The organism is Streptomyces viridosporus T7A, assembly GCF_008704515.1.
Taxonomy (GTDB): Bacteria; Actinomycetota; Actinomycetes; order Streptomycetales; family Streptomycetaceae; genus Streptomyces; species Streptomyces viridosporus.
In genome coordinates, this window is sequence record NZ_CP023700.1 from 3,460,746 (window position 1) to 3,477,314 (window position 16,569).

11 protein-coding genes are annotated in these 16,569 nt (G+C 74.5%); 10 read left to right on the top strand and 1 reads right to left on the bottom strand.

Annotated features, from left to right (window positions below; all coding sequences use genetic code 11):
* Window positions 1-105: 105 nt before the first annotated feature.
* The 8 genes from CP969_RS16030 (at window position 106) to CP969_RS16065 (ending at window position 13,734) form a co-directional block, all read left to right on the top strand.
* Window positions 106-1,527: an ABC transporter substrate-binding protein gene (locus tag CP969_RS16030; RefSeq protein ID WP_016826017.1), complete on the top strand. Its 1,422-nt coding sequence runs from the start codon at window positions 106-108 to the stop codon at window positions 1,525-1,527.
* A 7-nt stretch (window positions 1,528-1,534) separates the two neighbouring features.
* Window positions 1,535-2,884 carry a carbohydrate ABC transporter permease gene (locus CP969_RS16035; protein ID WP_016826016.1) on the top strand — a complete coding sequence of 450 codons (1,350 nt, stop codon included), beginning with the start codon at window positions 1,535-1,537 and terminating at the stop codon, window positions 2,882-2,884.
* Window positions 2,881-3,795, top strand: coding sequence for a carbohydrate ABC transporter permease (locus CP969_RS16040; protein ID WP_016826015.1), 915 nt, complete (start codon window positions 2,881-2,883; stop codon window positions 3,793-3,795). Before CP969_RS16035 ends, CP969_RS16040 begins: the two co-directional genes overlap by 4 nt.
* A gap of 146 nt (window positions 3,796-3,941) precedes the next feature.
* Window positions 3,942-6,221 carry a bifunctional glycosyltransferase/CDP-glycerol:glycerophosphate glycerophosphotransferase gene (locus CP969_RS16045; protein WP_016826014.1) on the top strand — a complete coding sequence of 760 codons (2,280 nt, stop codon included), beginning with the start codon at window positions 3,942-3,944 and terminating at the stop codon, window positions 6,219-6,221.
* A gap of 152 nt (window positions 6,222-6,373) precedes the next feature.
* A complete protein-coding gene (locus CP969_RS16050) occupies window positions 6,374-8,584 on the top strand; it encodes a bifunctional glycosyltransferase/CDP-glycerol:glycerophosphate glycerophosphotransferase (RefSeq protein ID WP_016826013.1) in 2,211 nt (736 codons plus the stop codon).
* Between the two features lies 1 nt (window position 8,585).
* Window positions 8,586-10,805 carry a bifunctional glycosyltransferase/CDP-glycerol:glycerophosphate glycerophosphotransferase gene (locus CP969_RS16055; RefSeq protein WP_016826012.1) on the top strand — a complete coding sequence of 740 codons (2,220 nt, stop codon included), beginning with the start codon at window positions 8,586-8,588 and terminating at the stop codon, window positions 10,803-10,805.
* On the top strand, window positions 10,802-12,079 hold the full coding sequence (locus CP969_RS16060; RefSeq protein ID WP_016826011.1) for a hypothetical protein: 1,278 nt from the start codon (window positions 10,802-10,804) through the stop codon (window positions 12,077-12,079). The genes CP969_RS16055 and CP969_RS16060 overlap by 4 nt, the downstream gene beginning before the upstream one ends.
* Before the next feature lie 110 nt (window positions 12,080-12,189).
* On the top strand, window positions 12,190-13,734 hold the full coding sequence (locus CP969_RS16065) for a hypothetical protein (protein WP_016826010.1): 1,545 nt from the start codon (window positions 12,190-12,192) through the stop codon (window positions 13,732-13,734).
* A 28-nt stretch (window positions 13,735-13,762) separates the two neighbouring features.
* Here CP969_RS16065 and CP969_RS16070 read toward each other — a convergent pair whose 3' ends face one another.
* Entirely contained in the window at window positions 13,763-14,176 is a 414-nt protein-coding gene (locus tag CP969_RS16070) for an organic hydroperoxide resistance protein (RefSeq protein WP_004987361.1), read from the bottom strand.
* Between the two features lie 126 nt (window positions 14,177-14,302).
* Here CP969_RS16070 and CP969_RS16075 point away from each other — a divergent pair, with 126 nt between their 5' ends.
* Entirely contained in the window at window positions 14,303-14,785 is a 483-nt protein-coding gene (locus CP969_RS16075) for a MarR family winged helix-turn-helix transcriptional regulator (RefSeq protein ID WP_016826009.1), read from the top strand.
* Window positions 14,786-14,915: 130 nt separating this feature from the next.
* On the top strand, window positions 14,916-16,520 hold the full coding sequence (locus tag CP969_RS16080) for a glycosyltransferase family 2 protein (protein WP_150474937.1): 1,605 nt from the start codon (window positions 14,916-14,918) through the stop codon (window positions 16,518-16,520).
* The last annotated feature ends 49 nt before the right edge of the window (window positions 16,521-16,569 follow it).

Here is a 16,569-nt window from a genome sequence, read left to right on the forward strand (position 1 = left end):
ACCGGACGCACTCTTGCCGACCCGACTCCCCGGGCGTAGACCAGAGCGCACGGGGCAAGCTCGACGTTCGACGAGGTACGACGGAGTACACAGAACGGGGCAGTGATGCGCAGGACGAGCAGGATCATCCGGATACGCAGGTCGCCCGACAACCGCACGCCGGTCCCCCGCACCCGCGGGGCCGCGAGAGCCGCGGCCGCCGTCGTCGCGGGCGTGCTCGCGGTCTCGCTCACCGCCTGCGGAGGCGGTGACGACGACGGCGACGAGGACGCCAAGGGCGGTGGCACCGGGGACACCGGCACCACCGTCACCCTTCCGAAGCTGGACGGCGCGAACCTCTCGGTGGCCGCCGTGTGGACCGGTGCCGAACAGGCCAACTTCAAGAAGGTCCTCGCGGAGTTCGAGAAGCGCACCGGCGCGAAGGTGACCTTCGTCCCCGCCCAGGACCCGATCATCAACTTCCTCGGCTCGAAGATCGCGGGCGGCGCCCCGCCGGACGTGGCGCTGCTGCCGCAGCCCGGCGCCATCAAGCAGGCGGTGGACAAGAAGTGGGCCAAGCCGCTGGGCGCCGAGGCGCAGGCGGAGCTGGCGAAGAACTACTCGCAGGGCTGGCAGGACATCGGCACGGTCGACGGCAAACCGTACGGCGTCTACTACAAGGCCGCCAACAAGTCGCTGATCTGGTACAACGCCCAGGTCTTCGAGAACGCGGGCGCCAGTGAGCCGAAGACCTGGGACGAGCTGCTCACCACCGCGCAGACGGTGTACGACTCCGGCGTGACCCCGTTCTCGGTCGGCGGCGCCGACGGCTGGACGCTGACCGACTGGTTCGAGAACATCTACCTCTCCCAGGCCGGCCCGGAGAAGTACGACCAGCTGGCCGCGCACGAGATCAAGTGGACGGACCCCTCCGTCAAGGAGGCGCTGACCACGCTGGCGGAGATCTGGGGCAAGAAGGACTACGTCGCGGGCGGCGCGCGCGGCGCGCTGCAGACGGAGTTCCCGGAGTCGGTGACGCAGACCTTCACCGGCGGCGACCAGCCCAAGGCCGCCATGGTCTACGAGGGTGACTTCGTGCAGGTCAACATCGGCGAGACCAAGGCGAAGGTCGGCACGGACGCGAAGGTGTTCCCGTTCCCGGCGGTCGGCGACACGGCGCCCGTGGTGTCCGGCGGCGACGCGGCCGTGATCCTGAAGGACTCGAAGGCGGCGCAGGCGCTGGTGACCTTCCTCGCCTCCCCGGACGCGGCGGGCATCCAGGCGAAGCTGGGCGGTTACCTGTCGCCGAACAAGAACGTGCCGAACTCGGCGTATCCGAACGCGGTGCAGCAGAAGATGGCCGAGGCGCTCATCGGTGCCGGTGACGACTTCCGCTTCGACATGTCCGACCAGGCCCCGCAGGCCTTCGGCGGCACGCCCGGCAAGGGCGAGTGGAAGGCGCTGCAGGACTTCCTGAAGGATCCGAAGGACGTCGCGGGGACCCAGCAGAGGCTGGAGGCCGACGCGGCCGCGGCGTACGGGAACTGAACCGGCGATGGCGTCGGACACGGCGGCAGGGGCGTCGAAGACGGCCCCTGCCGCTCCCAAGTCGCGCAAGAGCGTCACCGGCACCCGCACCACCGTCGCGGCGCTGTTCCTGCTGCCCGCGCTCGTCCTGCTCGGTGCGCTCGTGGTCTACCCGATCGGGTACTCCGTCGTCCGCAGCTTCTACGACCAGTCCGGCGACGGGTTCGCCGGGTTCGACAACTACCGGGCGCTGTTCACGGACGACGGCATCCGCACGGCCCTGAAGAACAACGTCATCTGGGTGGTGTTCGCGCCGACGGTGGCGACCGCGCTCGGTCTGGTCTTCGCGGTGCTGACCGAACGGGTGCGCTGGGGAACGGCGTTCAAACTGGTCGTCTTCATGCCGATGGCGATCTCGATGCTCGCGGCGGGCATCATCTTCCGCCTGGTGTACGACCAGGACCCGGACAAGGGCGTGGCGAACGCGGTGTGGGTGGGGGTGCACGACACCTTCGCCCAGTCCTCGGCGTTCCCGAAGGCGCACCCGGGCCGCGAGTCGCCGCTGGAGCCGGCCGGCGGGGGCGCCTTCGTCACCAAGGAGGCGGTGGGCGTGGGCGACACGGTCACGCTGCCGCTGGTCGGGGTCGCCCCGGACCTGATGCCGGACGACGCGGAGCGGGCCGCGGCGCCGAAGCCGCAGGACGACCGGATCACCGGCACCACCTGGCAGGACTTCACCCGCGGCAAGGGCGTCGGCACGCTGAACGGCGTCGACGCCGGCGAACTGGGCTACGCGGGGATGAGGATCGAGGCCGTCAGGGACGGCACGGTGGTGGAGACGGCCACGGCGGGCGCCGACGGCACCTTCTCCCTGTCGTCGAAGGCCGACGGCGCCCGTCTGCGGCTCCCGGCGAGCAACTTCGCGGAGCCGTACAACGGCGTGGACTGGCTGGGACCGGCGCTGGTCACGCCCGCCATCATCGGCTCGTACATCTGGATGTGGGCGGGCTTCGCGATGGTGCTGATCGCGGCCGGCCTCGCGGGCATGCCCCGGGAGCTGCTGGAGGCCGCCCGGGTGGACGGCGCCAACGAGTGGCAGGTCTTCAGACGGATCACGGTGCCCCTGCTGGCACCGGTCCTGGCGGTCGTCACCGTCACCCTGATGATCAACGTGCTGAAGGTGTTCGACCTGGTCTTCATCATCGCCCCGGGCTCCTCCCAGGACGACGCGAACGTCCTCGCGCTGGAGCTGTACCGCAAGGGCTTCGCCGCGGACCAGCCGGGCATCGCCAGCGCGATCGCGGTGTTCCTGCTGCTCCTGGTGATCCCGGTGATGTGGTTCAACATCCGCAGGCTGAGGCGGGAGGTGCGGCGATGAGCACGGACGCCGGGAGGGTCACCGGGGCGGCCCCGCCGCCGGTCGGCACCGTCGAGGCCGAGCGGTCACTGGGGTCGCGGCTCGGCGCGTGGGTGAGCGGCGGACTGGTCCGCGTCTTCCTGATCGTCGTCGGCCTGTTCTGGCTGGTGCCGACGGTCGGGCTGCTGCTGGCCAGTCTGCGCACTCCGCAGGACATGGCCGCCGACGGCTGGTGGAAGGTGCTCACCGAGCCCTCGCAACTCACCTTCGGCGCCTACGAGAGGCTGCTGGAGAACGGCGACATCACGGGCTCCCTGCTGAACACGGTCCTCATCACCGTGCCGGCGACCGTGCTGGTGGTGGTGATCGGCTCGCTGGCCGGATACGCCTTCGCCTGGATGGAGTTCCCCGGCCGGGACTGGTGGTTCCTCGGTGTGGTGGGGCTGTTGGTGGTGCCGGTGCAGGTGGCGCTGATCCCGATCGCCGAACTCTTCGGTGCCCTGGGCATCTTCGGCTCCCTGGTCGGTGTGGTCCTCTTCCACGTCGGCTTCGGCCTGCCGTTCGCGGTGTTCCTCCTGCGGAACTTCTTCGCGGAGATCCCGAAGGAGCTGCTGGAGGCGGCCCGGCTGGACGGCGCGGGTGAACTGCGCCTGTTCGTCCGGGTCGTGATGCCGCTCGCCGGGCCGGCGATCGCCGCGCTGGGCATCTTCCAGTTCCTGTGGGTGTGGAACGACCTGCTGGTCGCGCTGATCTTCTCGGACGCCGGGAGCCAGCCGATCACGGTCGCCCTGCAGACGCAGGTACGGCAGTTCGGCAACAACATCGACGTGCTGGCGCCGGGCGCGTTCCTCTCCATGGTGATCCCGCTGGTCGTGTTCTTCGCGTTCCAGCGGCAGTTCGTCTCCGGTGTGATGGCGGGCGCGGTGAAATAGCCCGGGCACGGGGCCGGAAGGGGGCGGGCCGGTGCAGGTCCGCCCCTTCGGGTGACCGGATTCCCCCGGATGCCGCAGGCGGCGTAACCAAGTCGGCCCAGCGGCCGTTGCCGGGCCGAACGCCCGCACCGACCGATGGATGCCCCTTGCCCAGGTTCAGTGTCATTGTCCCCGCGTACCAGGTCCAGGCGTACCTGCACGAGTGCCTGGAATCGGTGCTGTCCCAGTCGTACACCGATCTCGAACTGATCGCCGTCGACGACTGCTCGCCGGACGCGTGCGGCGCGGTGATCGACGAGTTCGCCGCCCGCGACCCGCGCGTGCGGGCCGTGCACCTGCCCCGGAACACGGGCCTCGGCCGGGCCCGCAACGCCGGGACGGAGCGGGCGACGGGCGACTACCTGGTGTTCCTGGACGGCGACGACACCCTCGCCCCCGGCGCGCTCCTGGCGATCGCCGACCGGCTGGAGGAGACCGGCGACCCGGACGTCCTGGTCTACGACTACGCGCGCACGTACTGGTCGGGCGAGGCCGTGCGCAACCGGATCGCCGCGCAGCTCGCCGAACGGGGACCGGCGCCGTTCCGGCTGGTGGACCGGCCGGGGCTGCTCGACCTGCTGATGGTGGCCTGGAACAAGGCGTACCGGCGGGAGTTCGTGGAGCGGGCGGGCTTCGCCTTCCCGCCCGGCTACTACGAGGACACCCCGTGGACGTACCCGGTCCTGATGACGGCGGAGTCGATCGCGACCCTGGACCGGGTGTGCGTGCACTACCGGCAGCGGCGGGCCGGCGGCATCCTGCGCACCGTCAGCGAACGGCACTTCGACGTCTTCGACCAGTACGACCGGGTGTTCGCGTACCTCGACGAGCACCCCGGCCTGGAGCACTGGCGGCCGGTGCTGTTCCGCCGCATGGTCGACCACCTCGTGACCGTCTACACCCGGCGGGACCGGCTGCCGCGCGGGACGCACGCCGCCTTCCTGCGCCGGGCCCGCTCCCACTGCCGGCGCCATTACGCGCCCGGCGCGCCCGTCCCCGCGCGCGCCCGGGTCCACCACACGCTGGTCCGGTTCGGCCTGCACCGCACCTACCGGGCCCTCCGGCTGGCGTCGGCCCTGCGCCGCGGGGCGGCCCGGCTCATCGGCAGGACGGCGTCGGCCCTGCGTTCCGCCGCCCTGCTCCTGCACTACCGCCTCCAGCGGCTGCTCCCGCTGCGCGCCGACCGCGCCGTCTTCACCGCCCGCGCCGACGGCGGCGGCCCGGCCGCCCTGGAGTCCGCGTTCCACGCCGTCGCCCCGCACATCCGCACCACCTGGGCGGCGCCCCCCGATCACCCCGGCCGTGCCGAACGCCCCCGCACCGCCCCGCCGGGCCCGCCCCGCCTCGTCCCCGGCACGGCCGCCTACTGGACCGCCCTCGCCCGCTCCGCCTACCTGGTGAGCGACACCGGCCTGGACCCCCGCCTGGTCAAGCGCGAGGGCCAGGTCGTCGTCCGGACGCAGCGCGGCACCCCCCTCGGGCACACCGGCCTGGACCTCCTGGAGCGCCCGGCCGCGGCCCGGGACACCGACTTCGCGCGGCTCCTGGAGGACGTCGACCGGTGGGACTACGTCGTCACCGCCAACCGCCACTCCACCCTGGCCTGGGAGCGGGCGTACCCCGGCCGGTACACCACCCTGGAGTACGGCCAGCCGCGCACCGACCCGCTCCACACGGCGACCGCGGCCGACGTGGCCGGGCTGCGGGAGGCGCTCGGCGTCCCCGAGGGCGCGGTGGCGATCCTGTACGCGCCGGCCCACCGCGACTACCGCCGCACCCAGCGCCCCCCGCTCGACCCGGAGCGCGTGGTGCGCCGCCTGGGCCCGCGGTTCGTCGTCCTGGCCCGCACCCGGCCGCCGCACGGCACACCGCCCGCGGGCGGCTCCGGCCGGGTCCTGGACGTCTCCGCCCACCCGGACGTCGCGTCCCTGTGCCTGGCCTCGGACGTCCTGGTCACCGACTACTCCCCGCTGATGTTCGACTACGCGGGCCTGGACCGGCCGATCGTCCTGTGCGCCGACGACTGGGAGGCGTACGAGGCGGCCCGCGGCACCTACGTCGACGTGCGGGCGTTCCCGCCGGGCGCGGTGGCGGACGGCGAGGAGGAGCTGATCGACCTCTTCGCCACCGGCCACTGGCGCGGCTCCCACTCCGCCCGGCGGCGCGCGGCGTTCCGCGCCCGCTTCTGCCCGTACGACGACGGCCGTGCCGCCGAGCGGGTCGTCCGCCGGGTCGTGCTCGGTCAGGCCGGCCTCCCCCCGGTCGTCCCCCCGCACGAGCGCCGTCCGGTGCCGGCGGCCGGCGCCGCGTCCGGCCCGCCGCCGCTCGCGACCGTGCCGGCGCAGCAGCGGCCCGGCGGCCCGCTGACCGTCACCGACCGCTTCTGACCGCCGTTCTCCCCTCGGGAGTGCCCCTGTCCCCCGGTTCGTCGCGGCCCGCTCCGACCCGGCCGCCCGCCCGGCGTCCGGCGGGGCGGCCCGGACGGCGCCCCGCCCGCTGAGGCGACGGGCGCCACGAGAACCCCAACGGAAAGAGCAGCATGCCCCGCTTCAGCATCATCGTCCCGTCCCACGGGGTCGCAGGCCGGCTGGCCCAGGCGCTGGACTCGGTGCTCGCCCAGTCCTTCGGTGACTTCGAGCTGATCCCCGTCTGCGACGCCCCCGGGTCCCCCGCGTCCGACGTCGCCGCCCGGTACGCCGAGCGGGACTCCCGGGTGGCCCCGGTGCACGCGCCGCCGTCGGCCGGGCTGGCGGGGGCGCGCAACACCGGGATGCGGCGGGCGACCGGGACGTACCTGCTGTTCCTCGACGGCGACGACACCCTCGTACCGGGCGCGCTGGCGGCCCTGGACGCGCGCCTGGAGCGGACCGGGCCGGTGGACGTGCTCTGCTTCGAGCACGAGCGCACGCCCTGGTGGGAGGGCGAACCGGGCAACCCGGCCGCCCCCCTGCTGGCGAAGGCACCGGACGGCGCCTTCGCCCCCGGCCGCGCCCCGCACCTCACCGGCGTGCAGCTCCCGGCGTGGAGCGCGGCCTGGCGCCGTGCCTTCGTCACCGAACGGGAACTGGCCTTCCCCGACGGCCACTTCACGGACATCGGCTGGGGCGGCCTGGCGATGCTGAGCGCCGAGCGCGTGGCGGTGCTGCGCTCGGTCGTCGTCCGGCACCTGCTGCGCCGGCAGGGCAGCCGGCTGAACCTCCCCGGCCCGCACCACGCCGACCTGCTGGACCAGGCCGAGCTGGTGCTCGTCCGCGCCGCCGAACTGGGGCTGCCCGCCGAACGGTCGGGGCCGCTGTTCGAGCAGCTCTTCGCCGCCGTGCTGAAGACGGCCGCCCGTCCCCGGCGGCTCCCGGCGGGGCACCGCGCGTTCTTCCGCCGGGCGAGCCTGCTCCACCGCCGCCACCGCCCCGCCGGGTACCGGCCCCCGGGCGGCAGCCTCGGCGTGCAGCACCGGCTGCTGGCGGCCGGCTCCTACACGGCGTTCGCCGCCCTGCGCGACGCCCGCCGCGCGGTGGCGCGGGCGGTGGCGGCGGTGCCGCGCCCCCGGGGCCTGCGCACCCGGCTGCTGTACCGGATGCACCGGTGGCGCCCGCTGGACCCGAACCTCGCCGTGTACTGCGCGTACTGGGGCCGCGGCTACGCCTGCAACCCGGCCGCGATCCACGCCAAGGCCCGCGAACTCGCCCCGCACATCCGGGGGGTGTTCCTGGTGGAGGCCGACCGGGTGCACACCGTGCCGGAGGGCGTCGAGTACGCCGTCCTCGGCAGCCACCGCGCCTGGGAGGTCCTGGCCCGCGCCACGTACCTGATCAACAACGCCAACTTCGCGGAGGGCGTGGTCAAGCGCCCCGGCAGCGTCCACCTGCAGACCCAGCACGGCACCCCGCTGAAGACCATGGGCGTCGACCAGTCGACGTACCCGGTGGTGGCCGCCGCGACCGGCAGCTTCACCAAGCTGCTGGGCCGGGTGGACCGCTGGGACTACAACCTCTCCTCCAACCCCCACTCCACCCGCACCTGGGAGCGCGCCTTCCCCGGCTCCTACGAGCACCTCGAGTACGGCTATCCGCGCAACGACGTGTACTGCACGGCCACCGCCGAGGACGTGGCCCGCGTCCGCGCGGAGCTCGGCGTGCCGGAGGGGAGGACCGCCGTCCTGTACGCCCCCACCCACCGCGACCACCGCACCGGCTTCGAGACCGGCCTGGACCTGGAGGCGTTCTGCGAGGCGGCCGGCGAGGACGTGGTCGTCCTGCTGCGCGCCCACTACTTCTACGACCGGGGCGGCCGCGGGAGCGGCGGACGGGTCAGCCGGATCATCGACGTGACCGCGCACCGCTCCTCGGAGGACGTGTGCCTGGCCGCCGACGCGCTGGTCACCGACTACTCGTCGATCATGTTCGACTACGCCAACCTGGACCGCCCGATCGTGGTGTACGCCGACGACTGGGACGTCTACCGGGAGATCCGGGGCGTCTGCTTCGACCTGATGGCCGAGCCGCCCGGACCGGTGGCCCGCACGCCCGACGAACTGGCCCGGGTGTTCCGGGACGGCACCTGGGCGGGCGCGGAGTCGGCCGCGCTGCGGGCCCGGTTCCGGGAGCGGTTCTGCCCGTTCGACGACGGGCGGGCCGCCGAACGGGTGGTGCGCCGGGTGCTGCTCGGCGAGCCGCCGCAGGCGCTCCCGCCCGTGACCCCGCTCGCGGAACGTGTCCCGGCCCCCGCGGCCGCCGCCCTGGTGAGGAGCTGACGTGCCCCGCTTCAGCATCATCGTCCCCGTCTTCAAGGTGCGGGGATACCTGCAGGAGTGCCTCGACTCGGTGCTCGGGCAGTCGTACCTGGACCTCGAGGTGATCGCCGTCGACGACCGCTCGCCCGACGACTGCGGAGCGGTCCTCGACGCGTACGCGGCCCGCGACGAGCGCGTCCGGGTGCTGCACCTGCCCGAGAACGTGGGCCTGGGCCGCGCCCGCAACGCCGGAATGCCGCACGCGCGCGGCGACTACCTGTTCTTCCTCGACAGCGACGACACCCTCACCCCGGGCGCGCTGCGCGCGCTGGCCGACCGCCTCGACGAGACGGGCGACCCGGACGTGCTGGTCTTCGACTACGCCCGCGCCCACTGGTGGGGCGGCACCCGCCGCAACGTGCTGGCGCACCTGCTCGCCCCCGAGGACGTCTTCACGGCCGCCGAACGGCCCGAGATCCTCGACCTGCTGATGGTGGTGTGGAACAAGGTCTACCGCCGCGACTTCGTCGAGCGGGAGGGCTTCGCCTTCCCGCCCGGCTACTACGAGGACACGCCCTGGACCTTCCCGGTGATGCTCAGCGCGGAGCGCATCGCGACCCTGGACCGGATCTGCCTGTACTACCGCCAGCGCCGCCGGGGCAGCATCCTGTCCACCACCAGCCGCAAGCACTTCGACGTCCACGAGCAGTACGCGCGGGTCTTCCGGTTCGTCGACGCCCGTCCGGCGCTGGCGCACTGGCGGCCCTTCCTGCACGCCAAGATGGGCGAGCACTGTCTGGACATCCTGTCCAAGCCGGACCGCCTGCCCCCGTCCGACCGGGGCGAGTTCTTCCGCCGTACGGCCGAGATGTTCCGGGCGCACCGGCCCCGGGGCACCCGGGTCCCGGCCGAACTGCGGGTGCTGGAGGGGAGTTACGCCGGGTACGTCCTGCGCCGGCAGGCCGGGCGGGCGGGCCGGGAGCTGGGACGGCGGGCCCGGCGGGCGGGCACCGCCGCGGCGGCACGGGCCGCCCGGACCCGGTCCGCGCTGCCGCCGCGCCGTCCGCTGGATCCGGACCTCGCCGTGTACTCGGCGTTCTCGCACCGGGGCGTGCTCGGCGACCCGGCGGCCGTCTTCCACGCGGCGCGCGAACTCGCCCCGCACATCCGGGGCGTGTGGGTGCTGGCCGACGGGGAGCAGGCGGCCGGACTGCCGCCGGACGTGGAGTACGTGCTCCCGGACTCCGCCGGCTACCGCCGGGTGACCGAGCGGGCCACCTACTTCGTCAACAACGTCAACTGGTCCGGCGCGCTGGTCAAGCGCCCGGGGAGCGTGCACATCCACACCCACCAGGGCACCCCGCTGCTGTACGCGGGCGCCGATCTGCTGGACAGACCCGGCGCCCGGCTCGGCTTCGACGTGCCGCAGATGCTGCGCCGGGCGGACCGCTGGGACCACAGCCTGGTCGCCAACCGCCACTCCGAGCTGGTGTGGGAGCGGGCCTTCCCCTGCCACTTCACCTCCCTGCGCAGCGGCAGCCCACGCAACGACGTGCTGGTCGGCGCCGGCCCGGAGCAGGGGCGCGCGGTCCGCGCCCGGCTCGGCATCCCGGACGGCGACACGGTGGTGCTGTACGCTCCGGCCCGCCGCGACTACCGCAGGGACGGGCTGGTGGAGCGGTTCGACCCGGCCCGGTTCGCCGCGGACCTGGGCCCCGGCCACACCCTCGTCGTGCGCCTGCACCCGTCCCTCGCCCGGGGTCCGGCGCGCGGGCTGGGCCTCGCGGAGCTGCACCGGCGGGGCGTGCTGGTCGACGCCACGGACGAGCCGCGGGTGCAGGACGTGATGCTCGCCTCCGACGTGCTGGTCACCGACTACTCGTCGATCATGTTCGACTACGCCCACCTGGACCGGCCGATCGTGATCCACGCCGACGACCGGGACGCCGTCGCGGCGAGCCGGGGGTTCTACTTCGACATCACGGCCGAGGCGCCGGGGCACGTCTCGCGCTCCTCCCTCGAACTGGCGTGGCTGTTCTCCTCCGGGACGTGGCGGGACGAGGAGGCGGCACGGCTGCGGTCCGCCTTCCGGGACCGGTTCTGCGAGTTCGACGACGGCCGGGCCGCCGAGCGGGTGGTGCGCACGCTGATGCTGGGCGAGCCGCTGCCGGAACGGACCGCGGACCCGGTCCCGGTGCCTTCCCAGGTCACCGGCCGTGCCGTGCTGCCCGCGCCGTCGTGAGGCCGCGCACCCGGGTCCTGCTCCTGGCCGCGGTCTTCGCGCTGCTGCAACTGGCGAACGTCACCGGCCGGGACACCCCCGACACCAAGAACTACCTGTCGTACGCGCTGAGCCTGGGCGGCGCGGACAAGCGGGAGGCGGCGGCCGCCGCCATCGACTACGTCTGCGCGGGCCGGGCGTCGATCGCGCACCGCGCGCAGAACGTGGACGTGGTGCGCTTCCACGCCCCGGACCCCGCCCCGCGCGTCCTCGAGGAGTGCCGGGAGCGGGAGTGGCGGCAGGTGGAGACCCGGCTGGCGGCCGGGCAGACCGGCGGGCACACCGTGCCGTTCATGCCGGAGCGCTTCATGCGGATCTTCGAGGCGCGGCCCGGCTACCCGGTGTTCCTGGTGCCGTTCGTGACGCTGCTCGGCGTGACCTGGGGCGTGTGGACGGCGGGCGTGGTCGTCGCGTGCGCGGGCGGGGTGCTCGCCTTCCTGGTCCTGCGCACCCTGTCGGTGCCCGTGCCGCTCGCGCTCACCGGACAGGCGCTGTTCTACGTCCTGCCGTGCGGGACGACCGCCCTGCGCCCGATGACCGAGGGGCTGCAGCTGGCCCTCACCCTGGCCGTGCTGTGGGGCTGCGCGCTGGTGCTCACGGGGCGCGGGACCCGGGCGGGCACCGCGCTCGTGGGCGCCGCGCTGCTCGCGCTGTTCACCGTCAAGCACTCGCAGGCGCTGTTCCTCGGGCTGTGCCTGGCGGGTGCGGGCGCGGCGATCGCCGTACGGGGGCGGCGGCGGGGCGCGCCGCCGGAACGCGCGGTGCGGGCGCTCACCGGGGTGGGGTGCGCGGGCGCGTTCGGCACGGTGCTGCTGGCCCGGGTCCTGCACCACCCGTCGATGGCGGAGAGCGTGCAGGACCTGCTCACCGATCACTTCGCCCGGCCCGACCGGGAACGTCCGTGGGCGGAGTTCTTCCAGCTCCAGGGGAACTTCTGGACGGAGTGGCTGCGGCGGCGGCTCTGGGAGCCGGTGTTCCTGGCGTGCGTGGCGGCCGGTGCCTGGGGCGCGCGGCGACGGCCGGTGTTCGGGGCCTTCCTGGTCGCCGCCGCCGGCACGGGGTTCCTCAACCAGGCCGGGCACCCGGACATCAACATCTGGGGCGACCGGCTGATCGTGCTGGCCTGGCTGCTGCCGGTGCTGGGCGTGCCCCAGCTCCTGGAGCCGGTGCTCCGGGAACGGGTGGCGCTGCCGGAGCAGAAGCTCCGGCGGAACCGGCGCGCCGAGGCCCGCTGAGGGGCCGGACCCCCCCCCGCGTCACCCGATGAGGTGACGCCGGGTCATGTCGCCGGTCCGATCGGGAACATTGGGCAGATGCCTCGGACGCTCCTCTCCCCCGCCCTCCGGTGAGCGCCGGAGTCGTCGTCCGGCGCACCCTGCGCGGTGCCACGGCACTGCGCGGCGGCGTCGCCTGGCGCCCCACGCCGTACCAGCTCTTCGGCTTCCTCTTCTGGCTCGTGATGTCGCTGGCGTACTGGCGCGTGCCGCTGTGCTGCGACGCCGGGCAGCACGCGGCGGTCGTCGAACGCCTCCGGGCCGACCTGCTGCGTCCCCGGCATCCGACGGCGGACCTGCCGGGCGCGGGCAGCGCCTACTACTCGCCGTTCGCCTTGGCCCAGGGCGTGTTCGCCCGGCTGACCGGGCTGGGCGGCTGGGAGGTGGTCCGGCTCACCGGGCCGCTGAACCTGCTGGTGCTGCTGACCGGGATCGGCCGCTTCGTCCGCGTGCTGACCCCGCGTCCCTGGGCGCCGGTGCTGGCGCTCGCCGCGATGACGCTGCTGTGGGGCACGGAGCGGGCCTGGTGGAGCGGCTACCTGGGCCTGATGTCGATGACGGGCACCCTGCCGTACCCGTCGGCGTTCGCGATCGGGCTCACCTTCTGGGCGTGGGCGCTGACGGGGGCGCGGGCCCGGGACGCGGCGGCCGTGCGGTACGTCGGTCCGGGCGGGCTGCGCCCGCTGTCCGGGTACGCGGCGCTGGGCGTGCTGTACGGGCTGGTCCTGCTGGTGCACCCGATCACCGCGGTGGCGGCGGCGCTGGGCGCGGTGGCGCTGGTCGCCGGGGGGCAGCGGAACTGGGAGCGGGCGCTCGTGGGGCGGTGGGCGCTCACGGCTGCGGTGGCGGTGGCGGTCGCCGCGTGCTGGCCGTACTCCGACGTGTTCGCGCTGGCCGGGGACGACAGCGTGGACGCGATGCACCGGCGGCTGTACCTGGACCTCGGGGGGCAGTTCTGGCTGGCGCTGCTCGGGCTTCCGGCGCTGTGGCTGCGGGCGCGGCGCACCGCGGGGCGCGATCCGCTGGTGCTGATGTTCGCGCTGGACTGCCTGGTGGTGGCGTACGGCTGGGTGAGCGGTCACTACACCTACGGCAGGATCCTCGGGCTGACGCTGGTGCCGTTGCAGTTCGCGCTCGCGGTGGAGCTGGCGGCGGCCCGGCCGTGGCCGGTGTGGCGGCGGGTGCTGGGCGGGGCCGCGGCGGCGGGGGCCTGCGCCGGGTTCCTGACCGTGCAGGCCGGGGCGGTGGTGCCGGCCGGCTTCGCGCAGCCGCCCGACTGGCCGGAGTACGCGTGGGCCGCACGGCACATCGGGCCGGGCGAGGTGGTCATCACCGACGGCTACCACGCCGTCCACGCGATCGCGGGGTACGGCCCGAACCTCGCCGCGCCCGCCTGGCCGGACGCGTCCCTGGACGAACGGGAGCGCGAGCGGCGGGCGGCCGACGTGCGCGCGTACCTCGACCCCGGCTCGACCCGCGCCGACCGCGCCGCGATCGTCCGCCGGTACCACGCGCGCTGGCTGCTGCTGACGCCCCGGCAGCGGGTGCCCGAGGAGGCGGTGGTGGTGACGTGGAGCCGGCGGACGGGGGAGGTGCTGGCGCGGATCGGGGAATGAGCGGCGGGCGGCCGGCGCCGCCCGGCGGTCACTCGATGACGAGGTCGACCGGGATGTTGCCGCGGGTGGCGTTGGAGTAGGGGCAGACCTGGTGGGCCTGCTCGACCAGCTTGCGGCCGGTCTCCTCGTCCACGCCCTCGGGCAGCTCGACGCGCAGCGTCACCGCGAGCGCGAAGCCCTCGCCCTGCTTGCCGATGCCGACCTCGGCGGTCACCGAGGCGTCCTTCACGTCGACCTTCGCGGCGCGGCCGACCGCGCCGAGGGCGCTGCCGAAGCAGGCCGCGTAACCGGCGGCGAAGAGCTGCTCCGGGTTGGTTCCCCGGCCGTCGCCGCCCAGCTCCACGGGAGCGCTCAGACCGACGTCGATCTTGCCGTCGGAGGTGACGGCGCGGCCCTCGCGGCCGTGGGTGGCGGTGGCGACAGCGGTGTAGAGCGCGTCCATGGGGAGACCCTTCCCTCTCGATGACCGGTGGGCGGGGCGGCCTGCTCGGCCCCCTCCGCGGCCACAAGTAGAGCACACAATTCAATTGCACACAACTGAATGGCCCCCAAGAGCTACCCTGGAGCCATGACACCGACCCCGGCCCCCACGCCCCCGGCGGCCCCCGCCGACGACTGGCTCCGCCTCGACCAGCAGATCTGCTTCTCCCTGCACGCCGCGTCCCGCGCCTTCAACGGCGTCTACCGGGGGATCCTCAAGGACCTCGGACTCACCTATCCGCAGTACCTGGTGATGCTGGTGCTGTGGGAGCACGGCGCCCTGCCCGTGAAGAAGCTCGGCGAACACCTGCGACTCGACTCCGGCACGCTGTCCCCGCTGCTCAAGCGGCTGGAGGCGGCCGGCCTGGTGCGCCGGGAGCGCAGTGCGCGCGACGAGCGCTCGGTGGAGGTGCGGCCGACCGAGGAGGGCGCCGCGCTGCGCGAGCGGGCCCTGGAGGTGCCGCGGCGGATCACCGCCGCGACCGGCTTCGGGATCGACGAGGTCCACGCCCTGCGGGCCCACCTCGACCGGCTCACCGCGGCCCTGGACGCGGCGGCGGAGAACGCGTAGGGGCACCGGCCGGCGCGAAGGCGTCCGCCGTCCGCCGCCCGCCCCCCTCGTCCACCGCCGCGACGACGTGTACGGAACGTCCCCGAACGGGCAAAAGGCCAACGAACCGCCCATACGCCCCGAGGACGCCATGCACCCCCACCACTCCCAGGTCTCCGTCGTGGTCATCGGCCACGACGACGCCGCCCACGTGACCGACGCCGTGCGCTCGGCCCTCGGACAGGGGCCCGCCGTGCGCGAGGTCGTCGCCGTCGACGACTGCTCGACGGACGGCAGCGCCGATCTGCTGGACCGGCTGGCCGCCGACGAGCCGCGCCTGCGGGTGATCCGCCTCCCCGTCAACAGCGGCGGCTGCGGCACCCCGCGCAACACCGGGCTCGACGCGGTGACCTCGCCCCACGTGATGTTCCTGGACAGCGACGACGTCCTCCCGCCCGGCGCGGTGGACGCCCTGCTCACCGCGGCGACCGGGGCGGGCGCCCAGGTCGCGGGCGGTCTGTGCGTACGGCGGGAGCTGCCCTCGGGGCGCGAGGTGCCGTGGGAGCCGGACCTGTACGCCGCGCCCGCCGTGCTCGCGCGCCCGGCGCGCCGCCCGCGCCTGGTCCACGACACCCTCTGCGTCAACAAGCTCTACGCCACGGCCTTCCTGCGCGAGCACGGCATCCGCTTCCCCGACGGCCGCTTCCCCTACGAGGACTTCGTCTTCACCGCGCGCGTGTGGGCCGCCGCCCCGCGCGTCGCCCTGGTCCCGGACCGGGTGTACGTCTGGCACGTCCGCCGGTCCGCCCGGCGGCTGTCGATCTCGCTGGACCGCGCGGGCATCGACAACTGGCAGGCCCGCACGCGCGCCTGCCGCACGGCCCACGCCGTCCTGCTGGACGCCGGGCAGAAACGGCTGGCGCGCGGGGCGCGGGCCAAGTTCCTCGACCGCGAGCTGCGCATGTACGCGCGCGAGCTGCCGCTGCGCGACGAGGACTACCGGCGCCGGTGGTGGGCGCACACCCGGGCCTTCCTCGCGGACTACGACGCGGACGACTGGGCGCGCGACCCGGCCGCACCGGGCCGGCTGATCGGACGGGTGGTGCTGGCCTCCCCGGAGCCGCGCGACCTGCCCCGCCTGCGGGAACTGGCCGCCCGCCCGGCCCGGCTGTGCCCGCCCTACGCCCGTACGCAGGACGGCACCCCCTGCTGGTCGGCCGACCTGCCCGGACTCACCCTGGAGCCGCTGCTGACCCGTCCCGTGCCCCGGTTGCCGCTCGCCGTGGACGCGGAACTGCGCCCCCGCGCGGGGAGCGGCTTCCGGCTGCGGCTGCGCCTGCACGAGCTGTACGGGCGGGTGGCCGCGGCGGGGCCGGAGTCGGTGGAGGTGGAGTGGCGGCACCGCGAGCGGGACGGCGTGGCCGTCCGCCGCACGGTCCCCCTGCGGGCGTCCGCCGGGGGCGTCTGGTCCGCGGAGACGGCCGTACCGCCGAACCGGCTGGCCGCGATCGGCACGGGCGCCTGGGACCTGCGGCTGTGCGTGCGCTTCCGGGACGGGTCGGGCCGCCGCGTCACCGCGCACGCGCTCGCCGGGCCCGGGCTGCTGCGCCGCCGCGCGGTGCCGAGCCCCCGGCACGGCGTGGTGCTGGTGCGGCCGTACGCCACGCACTCGGGCGCGCTGGCCCTGCGGGTGGCGACCGGCGTACGCGGTGTCGTCTCGGTCCTGCGCGGCAGGCTGTGGCGCCTGCTTCACTGAGAGCCGGTGCACCGGTACAAAGGGGACCGATGACGAGGGGACGGCCATC